12 protein-coding genes are annotated in these 15,742 nt (G+C 73.0%); 7 read left to right on the forward strand and 5 right to left on the reverse strand.

What is annotated here, in order from left to right:
- Positions 1-3 precede the first annotated feature (3 nt).
- The gene (gene ilvD / locus MICAU_RS06510) at positions 4-1,851 is read right to left on the reverse strand and encodes a dihydroxy-acid dehydratase (RefSeq protein ID WP_013284500.1); all 1,848 of its coding nucleotides are present in this window, start codon (positions 1,849-1,851) and stop codon (positions 4-6) included.
- 110 nt (positions 1,852-1,961) lie between these two features.
- Here ilvD and MICAU_RS06515 point away from each other — a divergent pair, with 110 nt between their 5' ends.
- The 5 genes from MICAU_RS06515 to serA all read left to right on the forward strand — a co-directional run bounded on the left by MICAU_RS06515 (position 1,962) and on the right by serA (position 10,097).
- The gene (locus MICAU_RS06515; RefSeq protein ID WP_013284501.1) at positions 1,962-4,397 is read left to right on the forward strand and encodes a putative bifunctional diguanylate cyclase/phosphodiesterase; all 2,436 of its coding nucleotides are present in this window, start codon (positions 1,962-1,964) and stop codon (positions 4,395-4,397) included.
- 179 nt (positions 4,398-4,576) lie between these two features.
- Positions 4,577-6,472 (forward strand): acetolactate synthase large subunit, encoded by a 1,896-nt coding sequence (locus MICAU_RS06520; protein WP_013284502.1) that lies wholly within the window; start codon positions 4,577-4,579, stop codon positions 6,470-6,472.
- Positions 6,473-6,593: 121 nt separating this feature from the next.
- On the forward strand, positions 6,594-7,109 hold the full coding sequence (gene ilvN, locus MICAU_RS06525) for an acetolactate synthase small subunit (protein ID WP_013284504.1): 516 nt from the start codon (positions 6,594-6,596) through the stop codon (positions 7,107-7,109).
- A 58-nt stretch (positions 7,110-7,167) separates the two neighbouring features.
- Positions 7,168-8,181 (forward strand): ketol-acid reductoisomerase, encoded by a 1,014-nt coding sequence (gene ilvC / locus MICAU_RS06530; RefSeq protein ID WP_013284505.1) that lies wholly within the window; start codon positions 7,168-7,170, stop codon positions 8,179-8,181.
- Positions 8,182-8,498: 317 nt separating this feature from the next.
- Positions 8,499-10,097: a phosphoglycerate dehydrogenase gene (gene serA / locus MICAU_RS06535; RefSeq protein ID WP_013284506.1), complete on the forward strand. Its 1,599-nt coding sequence runs from the start codon at positions 8,499-8,501 to the stop codon at positions 10,095-10,097.
- A 60-nt stretch (positions 10,098-10,157) separates the two neighbouring features.
- Here the strand turns inward: serA and MICAU_RS06540 are convergent, their stop codons facing one another.
- Together MICAU_RS06540 and MICAU_RS06545 are read right to left on the reverse strand one after the other, a co-directional pair.
- A complete protein-coding gene (locus MICAU_RS06540) occupies positions 10,158-10,511 on the reverse strand; it encodes a hypothetical protein (protein WP_030270079.1) in 354 nt (117 codons plus the stop codon).
- Between the two features lie 324 nt (positions 10,512-10,835).
- On the reverse strand, positions 10,836-11,708 hold the full coding sequence (locus tag MICAU_RS06545) for an FAD:protein FMN transferase (RefSeq protein ID WP_013284508.1): 873 nt from the start codon (positions 11,706-11,708) through the stop codon (positions 10,836-10,838).
- 218 nt (positions 11,709-11,926) lie between these two features.
- On the opposite strand from MICAU_RS06545, the gene MICAU_RS06550 reads away from it, so the two are divergent.
- Positions 11,927-12,958 (forward strand): 3-isopropylmalate dehydrogenase, encoded by a 1,032-nt coding sequence (locus MICAU_RS06550; RefSeq protein ID WP_013284509.1) that lies wholly within the window; start codon positions 11,927-11,929, stop codon positions 12,956-12,958.
- Positions 12,959-13,146: 188 nt separating this feature from the next.
- Positions 13,147-14,241, forward strand: a complete 1,095-nt coding sequence (locus MICAU_RS06555) for a branched-chain amino acid aminotransferase (protein ID WP_013284510.1) — start codon at positions 13,147-13,149, stop codon at positions 14,239-14,241.
- 52 nt (positions 14,242-14,293) lie between these two features.
- Here the strand turns inward: MICAU_RS06555 and MICAU_RS06560 are convergent, their stop codons facing one another.
- Together MICAU_RS06560 and MICAU_RS06565 are read right to left on the reverse strand one after the other, a co-directional pair.
- Positions 14,294-15,034: a tyrosine-protein phosphatase gene (locus tag MICAU_RS06560; RefSeq protein WP_013284511.1), complete on the reverse strand. Its 741-nt coding sequence runs from the start codon at positions 15,032-15,034 to the stop codon at positions 14,294-14,296.
- 51 nt (positions 15,035-15,085) lie between these two features.
- Entirely contained in the window at positions 15,086-15,550 is a 465-nt protein-coding gene (locus MICAU_RS06565) for a hypothetical protein (RefSeq protein ID WP_013284512.1), read from the reverse strand.
- Between the last annotated feature and the right edge of the window lie 192 nt (positions 15,551-15,742).

Here is a 15,742-nt window from a genome sequence, read left to right on the forward strand (position 1 = left end):
ACGTCACTCGGGGACGCGACGGTAGGCGCCGTCGCTGGCCGAGGTCGCCATCGACGCGTACGCGCGCAGCGCCGCCGACACCGGACGCTGCCTGTCGACCGGGGTGTACGGACGGTCCCGCTTCTCCTCGGCCACCCGCCGCGCCTCCAGCTCGTCGGCGGGCACGTTCAGCTCGATCGACCGGCCCGGGATGTCGATGACGATCTCGTCGCCGTCGCGGACCAGCGCGATCAGGCCGCCCGAGGCCGCCTCCGGGGAGACGTGCCCGATGGACAGGCCGGAGGTGCCGCCGGAGAACCGGCCGTCGGTCAGCAGCGCGCAGGAGCGGCCCAGCCCACGGCCCTTGAGGAACGAGGTGGGGTAGAGCATCTCCTGCATGCCGGGGCCACCCTTCGGGCCCTCGTAGCGGATCACCACCACGTCCCCGGCGACGATCTCCTTGGCGAGGATCGCGGTCACCGCGTCGTCCTGCGACTCGTAGACCTTGGCCGGGCCGCGGAACGTCAGGCACTCCTCGGGCACACCGGCGGTCTTCACCACGCAGCCGGCCGGCGCGAGGTTGCCGTGCAGGATGGCCAGGCCGCCGTCCGCGCTGTACGCGTTCTCCCGGTCCCTGATGCAGCCGCCGGCCGCGTCGGTGTCCAGCGACGACCAGCGGTTGGTGGTGGAGAACGGCTCGGTGGTGCGCACCCCGCCCGGCGCGGCGTGGAACAGCTCGACCGCCTCCGGCCGGGCCGCGCCGCCGCGCACGTCCCAGTCGGCCAGCCACTTGTCGAGGCTGGGGGAGTGCACCGACCGCACGTCGCGGTGCAGCAGCCCGGCGCGGTCCAGCTCACCGAGGATGGCCGGGATGCCGCCGGCGCGGTGCACGTCCTCCATGTGGTAGTTCGGGGAGTTCGGGGCGACCTTGGCCAGGCACGGCACCCGGCGGGAGATCGCGTCGATGTCGGCCACGCCGAAGTCCAGCTCCGCCTCGCGGGCGGCGGCGAGCAGGTGCAGCACCGTGTTCGTGGATCCGCCCATCGCCACGTCGAGGGCGATCGCGTTCTCGAACGCCTCCCGGCCGGCGATCGAGCGCGGCAGCACCGAGGCGTCGTCGTTCTCGTACCACTGCTTGGCGATCTCGACGACGGTGCGCCCGGCCTCGACGAACAGCGACCGCCGCGCGGCGTGGGTGGCGAGCGTCGACCCGTTGCCCGGCAGGGCCAGGCCGATCGCCTCGGTGAGGCAGTTCATCGAATTGGCGGTGAACATGCCGGAGCAGGAGCCGCAGGTCGGGCACGCGGAGCGCTCGATCTCGCCGAGCTGGTCGTCGGTTACCGCCTCGTTCGAGGAGGCGATCATGGCGTCGATCAGGTCGATCTTGGAGTGCACCACGCCCTCGATCGCCACCGTCTTGCCGGCCTCCATCGGGCCGCCGGAGACGAAGACGGTCGGGATGTTGAGCCGCAGCGCGGCCAGCAGCATGCCCGGGGTGATCTTGTCGCAGTTGGAGATGCAGACCAGGGCGTCCGCGCAGTGCGCGTTGACCATGTACTCCACCGCGTCGGCGATCAGCTCCCGGCTGGGCAGCGAGTAGAGCATGCCGCCGTGGCCCATGGCGATGCCGTCGTCCACGGCGATCGTGTTGAACTCCCGGCCGACGCCGCCGGCCTCGGCCACCGCGTCGGCGACCAGGCCACCGAGGTCCTTGAGGTGGACGTGACCGGGTACGAACTGGGTGAAACTGTTCGCGATGGCGACGATCGGCTTGCCGAAGTCGTCGTCGGTCATCCCGGTGGCCCGCCAGAGGGCCCGGGCGCCGGCCATCGTCCGACCATGGGTGGAGGTCCTCGACCGCAGCTCAGGCATGACAACCAGTCTGACACCATCCGCGCGGCGACTCCGCCGCGCGCACCCTGTGTCCCAACAGTTGCACACCCGGTCCCCCACGGGAGGCGCTCATCCGGCAGAGTTGACGCGTGCAGTCGTCCCCGGGGATGGTCACCGTCGCGGTGTTGAGCGGGATCGCCGCGGCCGGTGCCGCCGTGCTGCTCGTCGCGTCGGTGCGGCGTCGCACCGGCCCCCGCCGGCCGGCTCACCTGCTGCTCGCGGTCGCCGCCGGCGCCGCCCTGTTCAGCCTCCTGGTCGGCCTCGGCGGTCTGCTGGCCGCCGGTGACCACTGGGCGCACCGGCAGGGCCAGCGGACCGGATGGGCGGTCCTCGTCGCCGCCGGTACGACGCTCGCCGCGCTCGGCCTCGGCGCCGCCGTCCTGCGGCTGCCCGGCGCGGCCGCGACCCGGGCCGCCACCGCCCGGCTGCTGCTCGACGGCCTGATCATGGGCAGCGCGCTCTGGTTCGTCGGCTGGGTGGCGTTCAGCGAGCCGACCCGGCTGCTCGGCGACGCCACACCCGTCGCCTGCCTGCCGATCGTGCTGGCCACCGTGAGCGCGGCGCTCACCACGGGGCTCACAGTGATCGTCGTGCTGCGGGTCGCGCCGCCGCGCGGATGGCTCACGCTGCTCGCCGCCGGCGCGATAGCGGTGACGGCCGGCGGGCTGGCCGTGTCCGCCGGGCTCTGCCAGGCCGGCCCGGGCATGGTGCTCACCGGCGCGGTGCTGACCGCCGCCGGTCTGCTGGCCACCGCCGTGGCCGGGCGCCGGGCCGACCTGACGCAGCTCGACGTCGACTTCATCCGCCGCGACGGCGAGTACGCCTTCGTGCCGATGTTCGCCATGGCCGCCTCCGCGATCTACCACCTGGTGCAGGGCGGCGGGTTCGACGGGTACGCCATCGTGGCCGGCACGGTCGAGGGGTTCGCCCTGGTGACCCGGCAGTACCTCGCCCTCAACGACGTCCGCGGCTACGCCATCCGGCTGGCCGAGCGGGAGGCGCACTTCCGCGAGCTGGCGCACACCGACCCGCTGACCGGGCTGGCGAACCGGCGCGGGCTGCTGCGTGCCCTGCACCGCAGTGCCGAGGCGGGCGTGCCGTGCGTGCTGCTCGGGCTCGACCTCGACGGCTTCAAGAACGTCAACGACATGCGCGGGCACGACGTCGGCGACGCGGTGCTGATCGAGGTGGGGCGACGGCTGCGGGGCAACCTGCGCCCGGGTGACCTGGCCGCCCGGCTCGGCGGCGACGAGTTCGCGGTGCTGATGCACGGGTCGGCCGACCCCGGCCCGGTCGCGGACCGCCTGCTCGGGGTGCTCGGCCGCCCGTACGAGCAGGGCGACGGGCCGGTCTTCCTGTCGGTGAGCATCGGCGTGGCCGCCGGGCACGGTGAGCAGGACGTCGAGCTGCTGCTGCGCAACGCCGACCTGGCGCTGCGCTACGCCAAGCAGCGGGGCAAGAACCGGATCGAGCGCTACGACGCCACCTACGACCAGTTGCTGAGCCGGCGTACCCGGATGGAGCACGAGCTGCGCGGCGCGATCGAGCGCGACGAGCTGCGGCTGGTCTTCCAGCCGGTGGCCTCGCTGCCGTCGGTGCGGCCGGTCGGCGCGGAGGCGCTGCTGCGCTGGCGGCACCCGGAGCTGGGCAACGTCCGGCCGGACGAGTTCATCCCGCTCGCCGAGGAGTGCGGGATGATCGCCAAGCTCGGCGCGTGGGTGCTGCACCAGGCCTGCTACCAGCTCTCCCGCTGGCTGGCCGACGGGCACGACGTCTGGGTGTCGGTGAACGTGTCGCCGCGCGAGCTGCACGCCCCCGAGTACGTGGTCCAGGTCGCCGACGCGCTGCGCGCGCACCACGTGCCGCCGCAGCGGCTGGTGCTGGAGGTGACCGAGCACGCGGTCGCCACCGACCTGGACGAGCTGATCCGGCGGCTCACCGCGCTGCGGCTGACCGGCGTCCGGATCGCACTCGACGACTTCGGCGCCGGTTACTCGTCGCTCGGCCAGCTCCGGCGGCTGCCGATCGACATCCTGAAGATCGACCACAGTCTGGTCGCCGAGCACGAGCCGGTCCGGCCGGTCGGGCGGGACGGTCCGGCGTTCGCCCCGATGGTCGACATCGTCATGCGCCTGGGGCACCAGCTGGGGCTGGAGGTGATCGCCGAGGGCGTCACCAACCCGACCGAGCTGGCTGCGGTGGTGGCCGCCGGGTGCCGGTTCGGCCAGGGCGCGCTGTTCGGCTGGGGCGTACCGGCCGAGCACCTGGAGGCGATGCTGGAGGCGGCCACGGCGCCCGGCAACCGGCACACCGCGATGCCGCCGGTGCCGCCGCCCGCGCCGGCGCGCGCCCCGTCGCCGCTGCTGCCCCGGCTGCGCAACAACCCGCCCGCCCCGCGTCCCTCGATGGAGGGATCTTCGCAGGTGGCGCCGGGCGCGGAGGGGGTCGCGGCGACCGACACGCCCACGTCCGTGAACCAAAATGTGGGATCAGTTGACTCATCGCGTGAGATGCGTCAGGCTTAGCCGCATGTCGTCGAACCGGTCGCCGCGAGTACTTACCTGAGCGCACTCTCCCACCGAGAGTGCGCTGGCCCCGTGCATCCTGCACGTGGGCTTTTTTGTTGCCGTCGGACCATCGCCGGGACCTCCCGTCCCATCCTGAGAAGCGCGTCACCCACTCACTTCCGAAGGCTTGAACCGCCATGACGAGACCCACGCCAGAGACCCTCGCCCACTCCGCCCGCCGTGCCCGCTCCGGCACCGGCGCGGCCGGTGACTCCGACCCCGCCGCCCGCCCCGGCCGTACCGTCCCGGCGGCCGCCACCACCGAGACGCCCGTACGGGAGCCCGCCACCGCGGAGGTCTCGGGCGCCGGTTCGCTCGTGCGGTCGCTGGAGGCGCTCGGCGTCGACGTGGTCTTCGGCATTCCGGGCGGCGCGATCCTGCCCGCCTACGACCCGCTCTACGACTCCACGGTCCGGCATATCCTGGTCCGGCACGAGCAGGGCGCCGGGCACGCGGCCACCGGTTACGCGCAGGCCACCGGCCGGGTCGGCGTCTGCATCGCCACCTCCGGTCCGGGCGCGACGAACCTGGTGACGCCGATCGCGGACGCGTACATGGACTCGGTCCCGATGGTGGCGATCACCGGGCAGGTGGCCCGGCCGTCGATCGGCACCGACGCCTTCCAGGAGGCGGACATCCAGGGCATCACGCTGCCCATCACCAAGCACAACTTCCTGGTGCAGACCGCCGACGAGATCCCCCGCGTGCTGGCCGAGGCGTTCCACCTGGCCGCGACCGGCCGGCCCGGCCCGGTGCTCGTCGACATCCCGAAGGACGTGCTCCAGGCGCCGGCGACGTTCTCCTGGCCGCCCACGCTCGACCTGCCCGGCTACCGGCCGACGCTGCACCCGCACGGCAAGCAGATCCGCGAGGCGGCCCGGCTGATGACCGGTGCCCGCCGTCCGGTCCTCTACGTCGGCGGCGGCGTGCTCAAGGCCGGCGCCACCGAGGGGCTGCGCAAGCTGGCCGAGCAGACCGGCATCCCGGTGGTCACCACGCTGATGGCGCTGGGTGCGTTCCCCGACTCGCACCGCCAGCACCTGGGCATGCCCGGCATGCACGGCACCGTCGCCGCGGTCTACGGCCTGCAGAAGGCTGACCTGATCGTGGCGCTGGGCGCCCGCTTCGACGACCGGGTGACCGGCAAGCTGGACTCGTTCGCGCCGGACGCGACAGTCGTGCACGCCGACATCGACCCGGCCGAGATCGGCAAGAACCGGCACGCCGACGTCCCGATCGTGGGTGACGCCCGGCACGTGATCGACGAGCTGATCGCCGCCGTCACCGCCGAGCAGGCCGCGCACCCGCCGGCCGACCTGACCGACTGGTGGGCCCAGCTCGACGACCTGCGCGAGCGGTACCCGCTGGGCTTCGAGGAGCCGGCCGACGGCACGCTCTCCCCGCAGTACGTGATCAAGCGGCTGGGCGAGATCGCCGGCCCGGACGCGGTCTACGTGGCGGGCGTCGGCCAGCACCAGATGTGGGCCAGCCAGTTCATCTCGTACGAGAAGCCGCACACCTGGCTCAACTCCGGCGGCCTGGGCACCATGGGCTACGCCGTTCCGGCCGCGATGGGCGCGAAGGTCGGCAAGCCGGACACCACCGTGTGGGCGGTCGACGGTGACGGCTGCTTCCAGATGACCAACCAGGAGCTGGCCACCTGCGCGCTGGAGGGCATCCCGATCAAGGTCGCCGTGATCAACAACGGCAATCTCGGCATGGTGCGGCAGTGGCAGACCCTGTTCTACGGGGAGCGCTACTCCAACACCGAGCTGGGCACGCACAAGCACCGCATCCCGGACTTCGTCAAGCTCGCCGAGGCGCTCGGCTGCGTCGGGCTGCGCTGCGAGAACGCCGCCGACGTGGACAAGACCATCGAGGCGGCCATGGCGATCAACGACGCGCCGGTGGTCATCGACTTCGTGGTCGGCAAGGACGCGATGGTCTGGCCGATGGTCGCCGCCGGCACCAGCAACGACGAGATCATGTTCGCCAGGGGTGTGCGCCCCGCGTTCGACGAGGACGAGTTGTAGTCATGACCGAATGCACCGAGCGCAGCGAGGGCCATGAGGGCATGACGAGGAAGGTGCCGGTCATGACCGAATGCACCGAGCGCAGCGAGGGCCATGAGGGCATGACGAGGAAGGCACAGCTATGACTATGCACACGCTGTCCGTGCTGGTGGAGAACAAGCCGGGTGTCCTCGCCCGGGTCTCCGGGCTGTTCTCCCGGCGCGGGTTCAACATCGACAGCCTCGCCGTGGGCGAGACCGAGAACCCGGACGTCTCGCGCATCACCATCGTGGTCAACGCCGAGTCCTCGCCGCTGGAGCAGGTGACCAAGCAGCTCAACAAGCTGGTCAACGTACTCAAGATCGTGGAGCTGGATCCGCAGGTGTCGGTGGCGCGGGAACTGCTGCTGGTCAAGGTCCGCGCGGACCGCGCGGCCCGCGCCCAGGTGCTGGAGACGGTCGGCCTGTTTCGCGCCCGGGTGGTCGACGTCGCGCCGGACACGCTGACCATCGAGGCCACCGGCACGCCGGACAAGCTCGACGCGCTGCTGCGCGACCTGGAGCCGTTCGGCATCAAGGAGATGGTCCAGTCCGGCACCGTGGCGATCGGGCGGGGTTCGCGGGCCATCACCGCCGGCCCGGCCCTGCGCGCCGCCTGATCCGTACCCACAAGTTTTTCGACGGGCCGACGGGCACCGCCGTACGAAAGGGAAGTCAATGAGCGTTGAGGTGTTCTACGACGACGACGCCGACCTGGGCCTGATCCAGGGCCGCAAGGTCGCCGTGATCGGGTACGGCAGCCAGGGCCACGCGCACGCGCTGTCGCTGCGCGACTCCGGCGTCGACGTGGTGATCGGCCTGCCCGCCGGCTCGAAGAGCCGGCCGAAGGCCGAGGAGCAGGGCCTGCGGGTGCTCACGCCCGCCGAGGCGGCGGCCGAGGCCGACGTGATCATGATCCTGGCGCCGGACACCGCCCAGCGTGGTCTCTACGCCGAGGCCATCGCGCCGAACCTGGCCGCGGGCAAGGCGCTGTTCTTCGGCCACGGCTTCAACATCCGGTACGGCCTGATCAAGCCCCCGGCCGACGTGGACGTGGCGATGGTCGCCCCGAAGGGCCCCGGTCACCTGGTCCGCCGCCAGTACGTCGACGGCAAGGGCGTGCCCTGCCTGGTCGCGGTCGAGCAGGACCCCAGCGGCAACGCGTTCGGCCTGGCCCTGGCGTACGCCAAGGCGATCGGCGGCACCCGGGCCGGCGCGATCCGGACCACGTTCACCGAGGAGACCGAGACCGACCTGTTCGGCGAGCAGGCGGTGCTGTGCGGTGGCGCGGCGGCGCTGGTGCAGACCGGTTTCGAGGTGCTCACCGAGGCCGGCTACGCGCCCGAGGTGGCCTACTTCGAGTGCCTGCACGAGCTGAAGCTGATCGTCGACCTGATGTACGAGGGCGGCATCGCCCGCATGCGCTACAGCATCTCCGACACCGCCGAGTACGGCGACCTGTCCCGTGGCCCGCGCGTCATCGACTCGCGGGTCAAGGACGAGATGCGCAAGATCCTCGGCGAGATCCAGTCCGGCGAGTTCGCCCGCGAGTGGGTGGCCGAGGACGAGGCCGGCCGGCCGAACTTCGCCAAGTGGCGGGCCGAGGGCGCGGCGCACCCGATCGAGGAGACCGGGCAGAAGCTGCGGGCCATGATGAGCTGGGTCGACCGGCCGATCACCGAGACCGCCTGAGCTTCTCCCTCGTGCGGCCCGCGGCCCGACGCTCTCCCCGGCGTCCGGCCGCGGGCCGCCGTTCGTTCACGTGCTGGGACACGGTGAGTAACGCCTCGTCCCGCACCGCCCCCGGTGAACGGGGGATGACGGGCGTGCGACGGACCTGTGTGAGGGCGCTCACCCCGTAGTCCGCGACCCGGAGAGCGGGCAGGCACCTACCATTCCTTGGTGTGGTGCCCGAGCGCACCCGACGGCCGTGGCACGGATCGGCGCAGGGCGCAGCGCGGCGTCCCGGCGCCCCAGGCCGAACCATTACCGAGCGTCTACGAGGACCGATGAATCCTGTCGTACTGATCGCCGAAGAACTCGCCCCCGCCGCCATCGAGGTGCTCGCGCACGACTTCGACGTGCGCCACGTGGACGGCACCGACCGCCCCGCTCTGCTCTCCGCCCTCTCCGAGGCCGACGCGGTGATCGTACGCAGCGCCACCCAGATCGACGCCGAGGCGATCGCCGCCGCGCCGCGGCTGAAGGTGGTCGCCCGGGCCGGCGTCGGCCTGGACAACGTCGAGGTGCCGGCCGCCACCGCCCGGGGCGTCATGGTCGTCAACGCGCCCACCTCGAACATCGTCTCCGCCGCCGAGCAGGCCGTCGCGCTGCTGCTCGCGGTCGCCCGCAACACCGCCAGCGCCAGCGCCGCGCTCAAGGCGGGGGAGTGGAAGCGGTCCAAGTACACCGGCGTCGAGATCCAGGGCAAGACCGTGGGCGTGGTCGGCCTCGGCCGCATCGGCGTGCTCTTCGCGTCTCGCATCGCCGCGTTCGGCACCCGGCTGATCGCGTACGACCCGTACATCCAGCCGGCCCGCGCGGCGCAGCTCGGCGTCCGCCTGGTCGGGCTGGAGGAGCTGCTGCGGGAGAGCGACTTCATCTCGATCCACCTGCCGAAGACGCCGGAGACGGTCGGCCTGATCGGCGAGAAGGAACTGGCGATCGTCAAGCCGGGCGTCCGGATCGTCAACGCCGCCCGCGGCGGCCTGGTCGACGAGCAGGCGCTCGCCGACGCGATCGCGGAGGGCCGGGTCGCCGGCGCCGGTGTCGACGTGTACGCCAAGGAGCCGTGCACCTCCTCGCCGCTGTTCGCCTTCGACAACGTGGTGGCCACCCCGCACCTGGGCGCCTCCACCAACGAGGCGCAGGACAAGGCCGGTCTCGCGGTGGCCAAGAGCGTCAAGCTCGCGCTCCAGGGCGAGTTCGTCCCGGACGCGGTGAACGTGCAGGCCGGCGGCGTGGTCGCCGAGGACGTCCGCCCGCTGCTGCCGCTGGCCGAGCGGCTGGGCCGGGCGTTTACCGCCCTGGCCGGCGGGGTGGCCGCCAGCGTCACCGTCGAGGTGCGCGGCGAGATCGCCGCCCACGACGTGTCGGTGCTCAAGCTCGCCGCGACCAAGGGGCTGTTCAGCTCCGTGGTGGAGGAGCAGGTCACCTACGTCAACGCGCCGCACCTGGCCGCCGAGCGGGGCGTCGAGGTCACGCTGGCCACGCCGGGCGAGACCGTCGACCACCCGAACCTGGTGACCGTGCGCGGGGCGCTGCCGGACGGGCGCACCGTCCGTGTCTCCGGCACCGTGGCGCACACCGGCACCCGCGACGTGTTCAAGCTGACCGAGGTGGACGGTTTCGACGTGGAGATCGGCGCGGAGGGCATCCTGGTCTTCCTGCGCTACGCGGACCGGCCCGGCGTGGTCGGCACCGTCGGCACGCTGCTCGGCGAGGCCGGCGTCAACATCGCGGCCATGCAGGTGGCCCGCCGCGAGGCCGGTGGCGAGACGCTGATGACGCTGACCGTCGACCAGGCGCTCGGCGCCGACCTGCTCACCTCCGCCGCCGACTCGATCGGCGCGGTCGCGGCCAGCGCGGCCGACCTGCGCGACGTGTAGTCCGGACAGGACATATCGGGGCCCGGCCGGATCGGCCGGGCCCTTCGTCGTCCCGGTGGGTCAGGAACGGACGCGGGCCGGCGGCGGGTAGACCGAGCCGTCCTGCGCGTCGAAGAGCATCAGGTCGTGCTCGCCGGCCAGCCGCTCGACGTCCAGCAGGACCTGATCGGGGCAGGCCGGGTTCAGGTTCATCTCGATGTGGTCGGCCGCCGTGTGCAGCGGCGCCTCCCACGGCGTACCGGGCCGGGCCGGGCGGTCCGGATAGCTCGCCGTGATCGCCCGGTAGAAGGCGACGAGTCGCGGGTCGGGGTGCTGCTCGCCGTGGCGGCCCTCGCGGCACTGCTGCACGGCCGCCCGCACCTGCTCCGGTGTCGCCCCGTTCGGCAGGGCCCACACGCTCAGATCGAAACTCACGGCGGACAGCGTGCCATCCCGGGCCCGGCCCGTCACCTCTGCCCCACCGTGCGTTCACCGCTGATTGCCGACATCGTTCACCCGGCGTCCGCTGTGGAGACTCTTGCGTCGAGTTGCGTCGATTCGCTAGCGTACCGATGCGGTTTCCGCTGAGTCGATCCCCGGCCCGTCTTCGGGTGGCGCGGTCGGGCGCCCGGCCCCTCGGCCCGCACCCCTCGATTGCGCGAGCCACGCGCACTCGTCGCTGACCGGCCCTCACGGTCGTTGCCGAGACCGTGGGGGCCGATCGCGCTCCCGGCCGGTGTCGTGCGGGCCGACGGCGACTCAGCGCCGGTGGTGCGCGAACAGCGGGCGGTAGTCCGTGTCGTGACGGAACCAGGCCAGCCCGGCCGGTCCGGCGGCGTACAGGGCGGTGGCGTAGGCGTCGGCGACTGCGAGGTTCGGGCCGAGCACGGTGGCGGCCACGAGCCGGTCGGTCGGCTCGCCGGTGTGCGGGTCGATGACGTGCCCCCGCCGGCCGGTGACGCCCGAGGTGCCGACCGCGCCCGTCGTCATCTCCAGCACGACAGGTGTCCGGCGGGTGTCGGTGGGGTGGTGCACGGCGACGCGCCACGGGCCGCCGTGGGCGGCGTGCCCGCGTACCGTCAGGTCGGCGCCGCTGAGCACGGCGTAGTCGTGGATGCCGGCGGCGCGCAACCGCGCCGCGGCCCGTTCCACCGCCCAGCCGCCGAGCAGGCCGCCCGGGTCGAAGCCGCCCGGCACGGCCCAGGCGTCGAACCAGCCGTCGGTCGCCGCCCGCATCGCGGCGCAGAGGTCGATCAGGTCGGCCAGCGGGGGGTACGAGTCGGGACTGATCTCGTCGCGGCGCAGCCGGGAGACGAGGCTGTCCGGCCGGTTCGGGCCGTAGGTGAGGTCGACGGCGCGCAGCTCGGCGACGGCGTCGCGTAGCGCCTCGCTGACCGCCCGGTGGCCGAACCACTCCGGCGCGTTGAGGAGCATGGTGTAGTCGGCGGTCGAGGTGGTGACGGTGTGGCGGACGCTGATCCGGCCGGACGCCGCAGCACCGGACCGCTCGACGCGGTGGTTCGTGGCGCCCAGGTGCAGGTCCGGGTGGGTCGGGCGGAACGCGGACTGGTCGACCCAGCGGGTACGTGGCTGCTCGTCCGCCCAGTGGGCCCGCCGGTGCTCGATCCGCATGACACCTGCCCCCTCGGTGGTCGCCGCTACGTCGCGGCGGTGCCGGATTCCGGGCCCCCGTCGACCCGTGAACTCGACCCTAAGCAGTGGAGATGACCGCACCATGAATGTCGGCTGGGAGCCTCCTGTGATTCGCCGTCCCGGATGATGGAAGATTCGTACCGGGGGCCGGGACGGCGACGTACGGTTGCGCCTAACGACGAGACGAGGAGCGCCAGGTGGCACACATCGCGGTGGTGGCCGGCGACGGCATCGGACCCGAGGTGGTCGCGCAGGCCCGCAAGGTCCTCGACGCGGTGGTGCCCGGGATCGAGGCCACCGAGTACGACCTGGGCGCGGCGCGCTATCATCGCACCGGCGAGGTGCTGCCCGACTCCGTCCTCGACGAGCTGGCCGGTCACGACGCCATCCTGCTGGGCGCGGTGGGCGACCCGACCGTGCCGCCGGGTGTGCTGGAGCGCGGTCTGCTGCTGAAGCTCCGGTTCGCCTTCGACCAGTACGTCAACCTGCGCCCGTCCCGGCTCTGGCCCGGCGTGGCCGGTCCGCTCGCGGCGGTCAAGCCCGGCGAGGTCGACCTCGTGGTGGTCCGCGAGGGCACCGAGGGGCTGTACGCGGGCGCCGGCGGCGCGCTGCACCGGGACACCCCGGCCGAGGTGGCCACCGAGGAGAGCCTGAACACCCGGCACGGCGTCGAGCGGGTGATCCGCGACGCGTTCGCCCGCGCCGGCCGCCGGGAGCGGCGCAAGGTCACGCTCGTGCACAAGACGAACGTGCTCACCCACGCCGGGTCGCTCTGGGCGCGCGCCTTCGCCGCGGTGGCCGCCGAGCACCCGGACGTGACCACGGAATACCAGCACATCGACGCCGCAGCGATGTTCCTGGTGACGAACCCGTCCCGGTACGACGTGGTGGTCACCGACAACCTATTCGGCGACATCCTCACCGACATCGCCGCCGCCGTGACCGGTGGCATCGGGCTCGCGGCCAGCGGCTGCATCAACCCCGAGGGGCGCTACCCGTCGATGTTCGAGCCGGTGCACGGCTCGGCGCCGGACATCGCCGGCCAGGGCGTCGCCGACCCGGTCGCCGCGGTGCTGTCCGCCGCGCTGCTGCTGGACCAGCTCGGCCACGCCGACGCCGCCGCCCGGGTCACCGCCGCGGTCGGCACCGAGCTGGCCGGGCGTACGCCGGGGACGCCGCTGCGCACCGAGGAGGTCGGCGACCGGCTCGCCGCGTACGCCGTAGCCTGACCGGGCCGACCCTGCTGGCGGCCCGGTACCGGGCCGCCAGACCCGTCACCGGGCCCACCCGACCGTCCGGCGCGTCGCATCCGCCGGGGCGGAGCTATCCGCTGAACGACCGTTCGGGGTAAGTTTCTGGCACCAGTGACGTCGGCGTGCGATCCCGCATGCCGTGAACCCGCAGGGAGGTCAGCGCGATGAGCGGTGGTGACATGCTCGATTTCGAGATCCGTCCGAATCCCGCGCCGGTATCCGCCGCCGACCGGGCCGCCCTGCTGGCGAACCCGGGCTTCGGCCGGGTCTTCACCGATCACATGGTCACCATCCGCTACGCCGAGGGCAAGGGCTGGTACGACGCCCGCCTGGAGGCGCGCGCGCCGATCCCGATGGACCCGGCCGCGGCGGTGCTGCACTACGCGCAGGAGATCTTCGAAGGGCTGAAGGCGTACCGCACCGGTGACGCGGTGACGATGTTCCGTCCCGAGGCCAACGCGGCCAGGTTCGCCGCGTCGGCGCGCCGGCTGGCCATGCCGGAGCTGCCGGAGGCGACGTTCGTGGAGTCGCTGCGCCGGCTGGTCGAGATCGACCAGGCGTGGATTCCCGAGCACGAGGACGCCAGCCTCTACCTGAGGCCGTTCATGTTCGCCAGCGAGGTCTTCCTCGGTGTGCGCCCGGCCAACGAATACCTCTACTGCGTGATCGCCTCGCCGGCCGGTGCGTACTTCGCCGGTGGCGTGAAGCCGGTGACGGTGTGGGTCTCGCCGGACTACACCCGGGCCGCGCCCGGCGGCACCGGCGCGGCCAAGTGCGGCGGCAACTACGCCGCCTCGCTCGCCGCGCAGGCCGAGGCGATCGAGGCGGGCTGCGACCAGGTGGTGTTCCTGGACGCGGTCGAGCGGCGGTACGTCGACGAGCTGGGCGGCATGAACGTCTTCTTCGTCTACGACGACGGCAGCATCGTCACCCCGCCGCTGGGCGGCACGATCCTGCCGGGCATCACCCGCGACGCGATCCTCACCCTCGCCGCCGAGGCCGGGCACGAGGTGCGGGAGGCGCCGGTCGCCTTCGACGACTGGCGGGCCGACGCGGCGAGCGGCCGGCTGCGCGAGGTGTTCGCCTGCGGCACCGCCGCCGTGATCACCCCGATCGGCGGCGTGCGCTTCCCCGACGGCGAGTTCCTCATCGGCGGCGGCGAGCCGGGCCGGGCCACGATGGCGCTGCGGCAGAAGCTCGTCGACATCCAGCGCGGGCGTGCCGCCGACCCGTACGGCTGGGTCACCCGGGTCCTCTGACGGCGCTTCGCGGTGATCGAGGGGTTCGCTCCTCGATCACCGCGAGGCCGGGTCAGTCCAGGAGGTGGGTGCGGAGGGACTCCACCTGCGCCTCGGTGACGCCGGCGTGGGTCAGGTAGCCCTCGACGGACCCGTAGCCGGTGCGCAGTTCGGCGAGGAACAGCTCCATCGCCTCGGCCGGCGATTCCAGGAACGGCGGCGGCGGTTCCTCCGCGTCCGGCAGCGTGGCCCGGACCCACTCGGTGAAGCGCCGCGACGCGGCGGTGCTGAGCGCGTAGTCGGCTACCACGTCCTCGTCGGGCACCCCGAGCACTGCCAGCGTGAGCGCGCAGACGATGCCGGTGCGGTCCTTGCCGGCGACGCAGTGCACCACCACCGGGGCGTTGGCGCTGTCCGCGATCAGCCCGACCGCCTCGGCGAGCCCGGCGGTTCCGGTACGCGCCAGGTCGGCGTACCGGTCGGCCAGGTAGCGGGCCAGGCTGACGCCGGAGGCGTCGAACCGGTTCGCACCCCAGTCGGCGTGCTCGGGGTGGATGTGCCGGTAGGTCAGCCCGTCGTAGTCGGGCACCCGCCCGTCACGTTCCACCTCGGACGGCCGGCGCAGGTCGATGACGGTACGGATGCCGAGCGCGGTGAACGCGCTCCGGTCGGTCTCGTCGATGCGGTGCAGCGAGTCGGAGCGGTAGAGCCGGCCGCGGCGGACCGTGCGCCCGTCCCGAGCGGCGTATCCGCCGACGTCGCGGAAGTTGAACAGGGCGGGGAAGGGGCTCTGCGCGGCGTCCACATCCGACACGGTAACGGCCGGCGGGGCGTTCGTCCGTCCCCGCCGGCCGTCGCCGGGATGTCAGGCGCGCGGCGGCACGTCCGGCGGCAGCGCCGAGTGGTTCTCGCCGTAGTAGCCGCCCAGCCGGTCCCGGTAGCCCGGTTCGGCGTGGCTGGACTCGTCGTACTCCGGGGCGGCCTTGATCTGGTCCTTCTCCCGGTCGACGTGCACGGTGCGGGCGTCGTGGTCGACGTGGTTCACGGTCCCGGCCGGGAGCATCACCTTCTTGCCGAAGATCCACGGCCCGGTGTCCACGACCAGGTAGCTGTCGTCCACCTCGTGGCTCGCCCGGTCGATCTTGCCGATGGCGCCGTCGGTGGCCTCGACCTTGTAGCCGGTCAGGTCGGCGCTCGCCACACCCGCCTCGTCGCGGTAGCGCCACGGGTCGAAGGCGCCCGCCGGGGCGCCCCCGGCGACCGTGCCCCGGCCGTCGTCGAGGATCGGCTCGGTGCCGCCGTGCGTGGCGCGCGGGTCCAGTCCGTCCATGTGCCGCCTCCCGTCCCCAGGGCCGCGGCCGTCGCGGCGCCGTCGTCAGTCGGGAGGGTTACCCACCCTGTCCGGGCACCAACCCGCCGGCGGCCGGCCCGCCGACGCCGAGGGGCCGGCGCCACGGTGGTGACGCCGGCCCCTCGGGTCGTCGGCCCGTGCGGTGCCGGTCGGGCACGTGCGGGCCGGTCG

The organism is Micromonospora aurantiaca ATCC 27029 (assembly GCF_000145235.1).
GTDB classification, from domain to species: domain Bacteria; phylum Actinomycetota; class Actinomycetes; order Mycobacteriales; family Micromonosporaceae; genus Micromonospora; species Micromonospora aurantiaca.

Excerpts from the sequence above, each read along its gene's own strand:
- ilvD (WP_013284500.1), bottom strand. The coding sequence starts at position 1,851 with ATGCCTGAGCTGCGGTCGAGGACCTCCACCCATGGTCGGACGATGGCC.
- MICAU_RS06520 (WP_013284502.1), top strand. The coding sequence starts at position 4,577 with ATGACGAGACCCACGCCAGAGACCCTCGCCCACTCCGCCCGCCGTGCC.
- ilvN (WP_013284504.1), top strand. The coding sequence starts at position 6,594 with ATGACTATGCACACGCTGTCCGTGCTGGTGGAGAACAAGCCGGGTGTC.
- ilvC (WP_013284505.1), top strand. The coding sequence starts at position 7,168 with ATGAGCGTTGAGGTGTTCTACGACGACGACGCCGACCTGGGCCTGATC.
- serA (WP_013284506.1), top strand. The coding sequence starts at position 8,499 with ATGAATCCTGTCGTACTGATCGCCGAAGAACTCGCCCCCGCCGCCATC.
- MICAU_RS06545 (WP_013284508.1), bottom strand. The coding sequence starts at position 11,708 with ATGCGGATCGAGCACCGGCGGGCCCACTGGGCGGACGAGCAGCCACGT.
- MICAU_RS06555 (WP_013284510.1), top strand. The coding sequence starts at position 13,147 with ATGAGCGGTGGTGACATGCTCGATTTCGAGATCCGTCCGAATCCCGCG.
- MICAU_RS06565 (WP_013284512.1), bottom strand. The coding sequence starts at position 15,550 with ATGGACGGACTGGACCCGCGCGCCACGCACGGCGGCACCGAGCCGATC.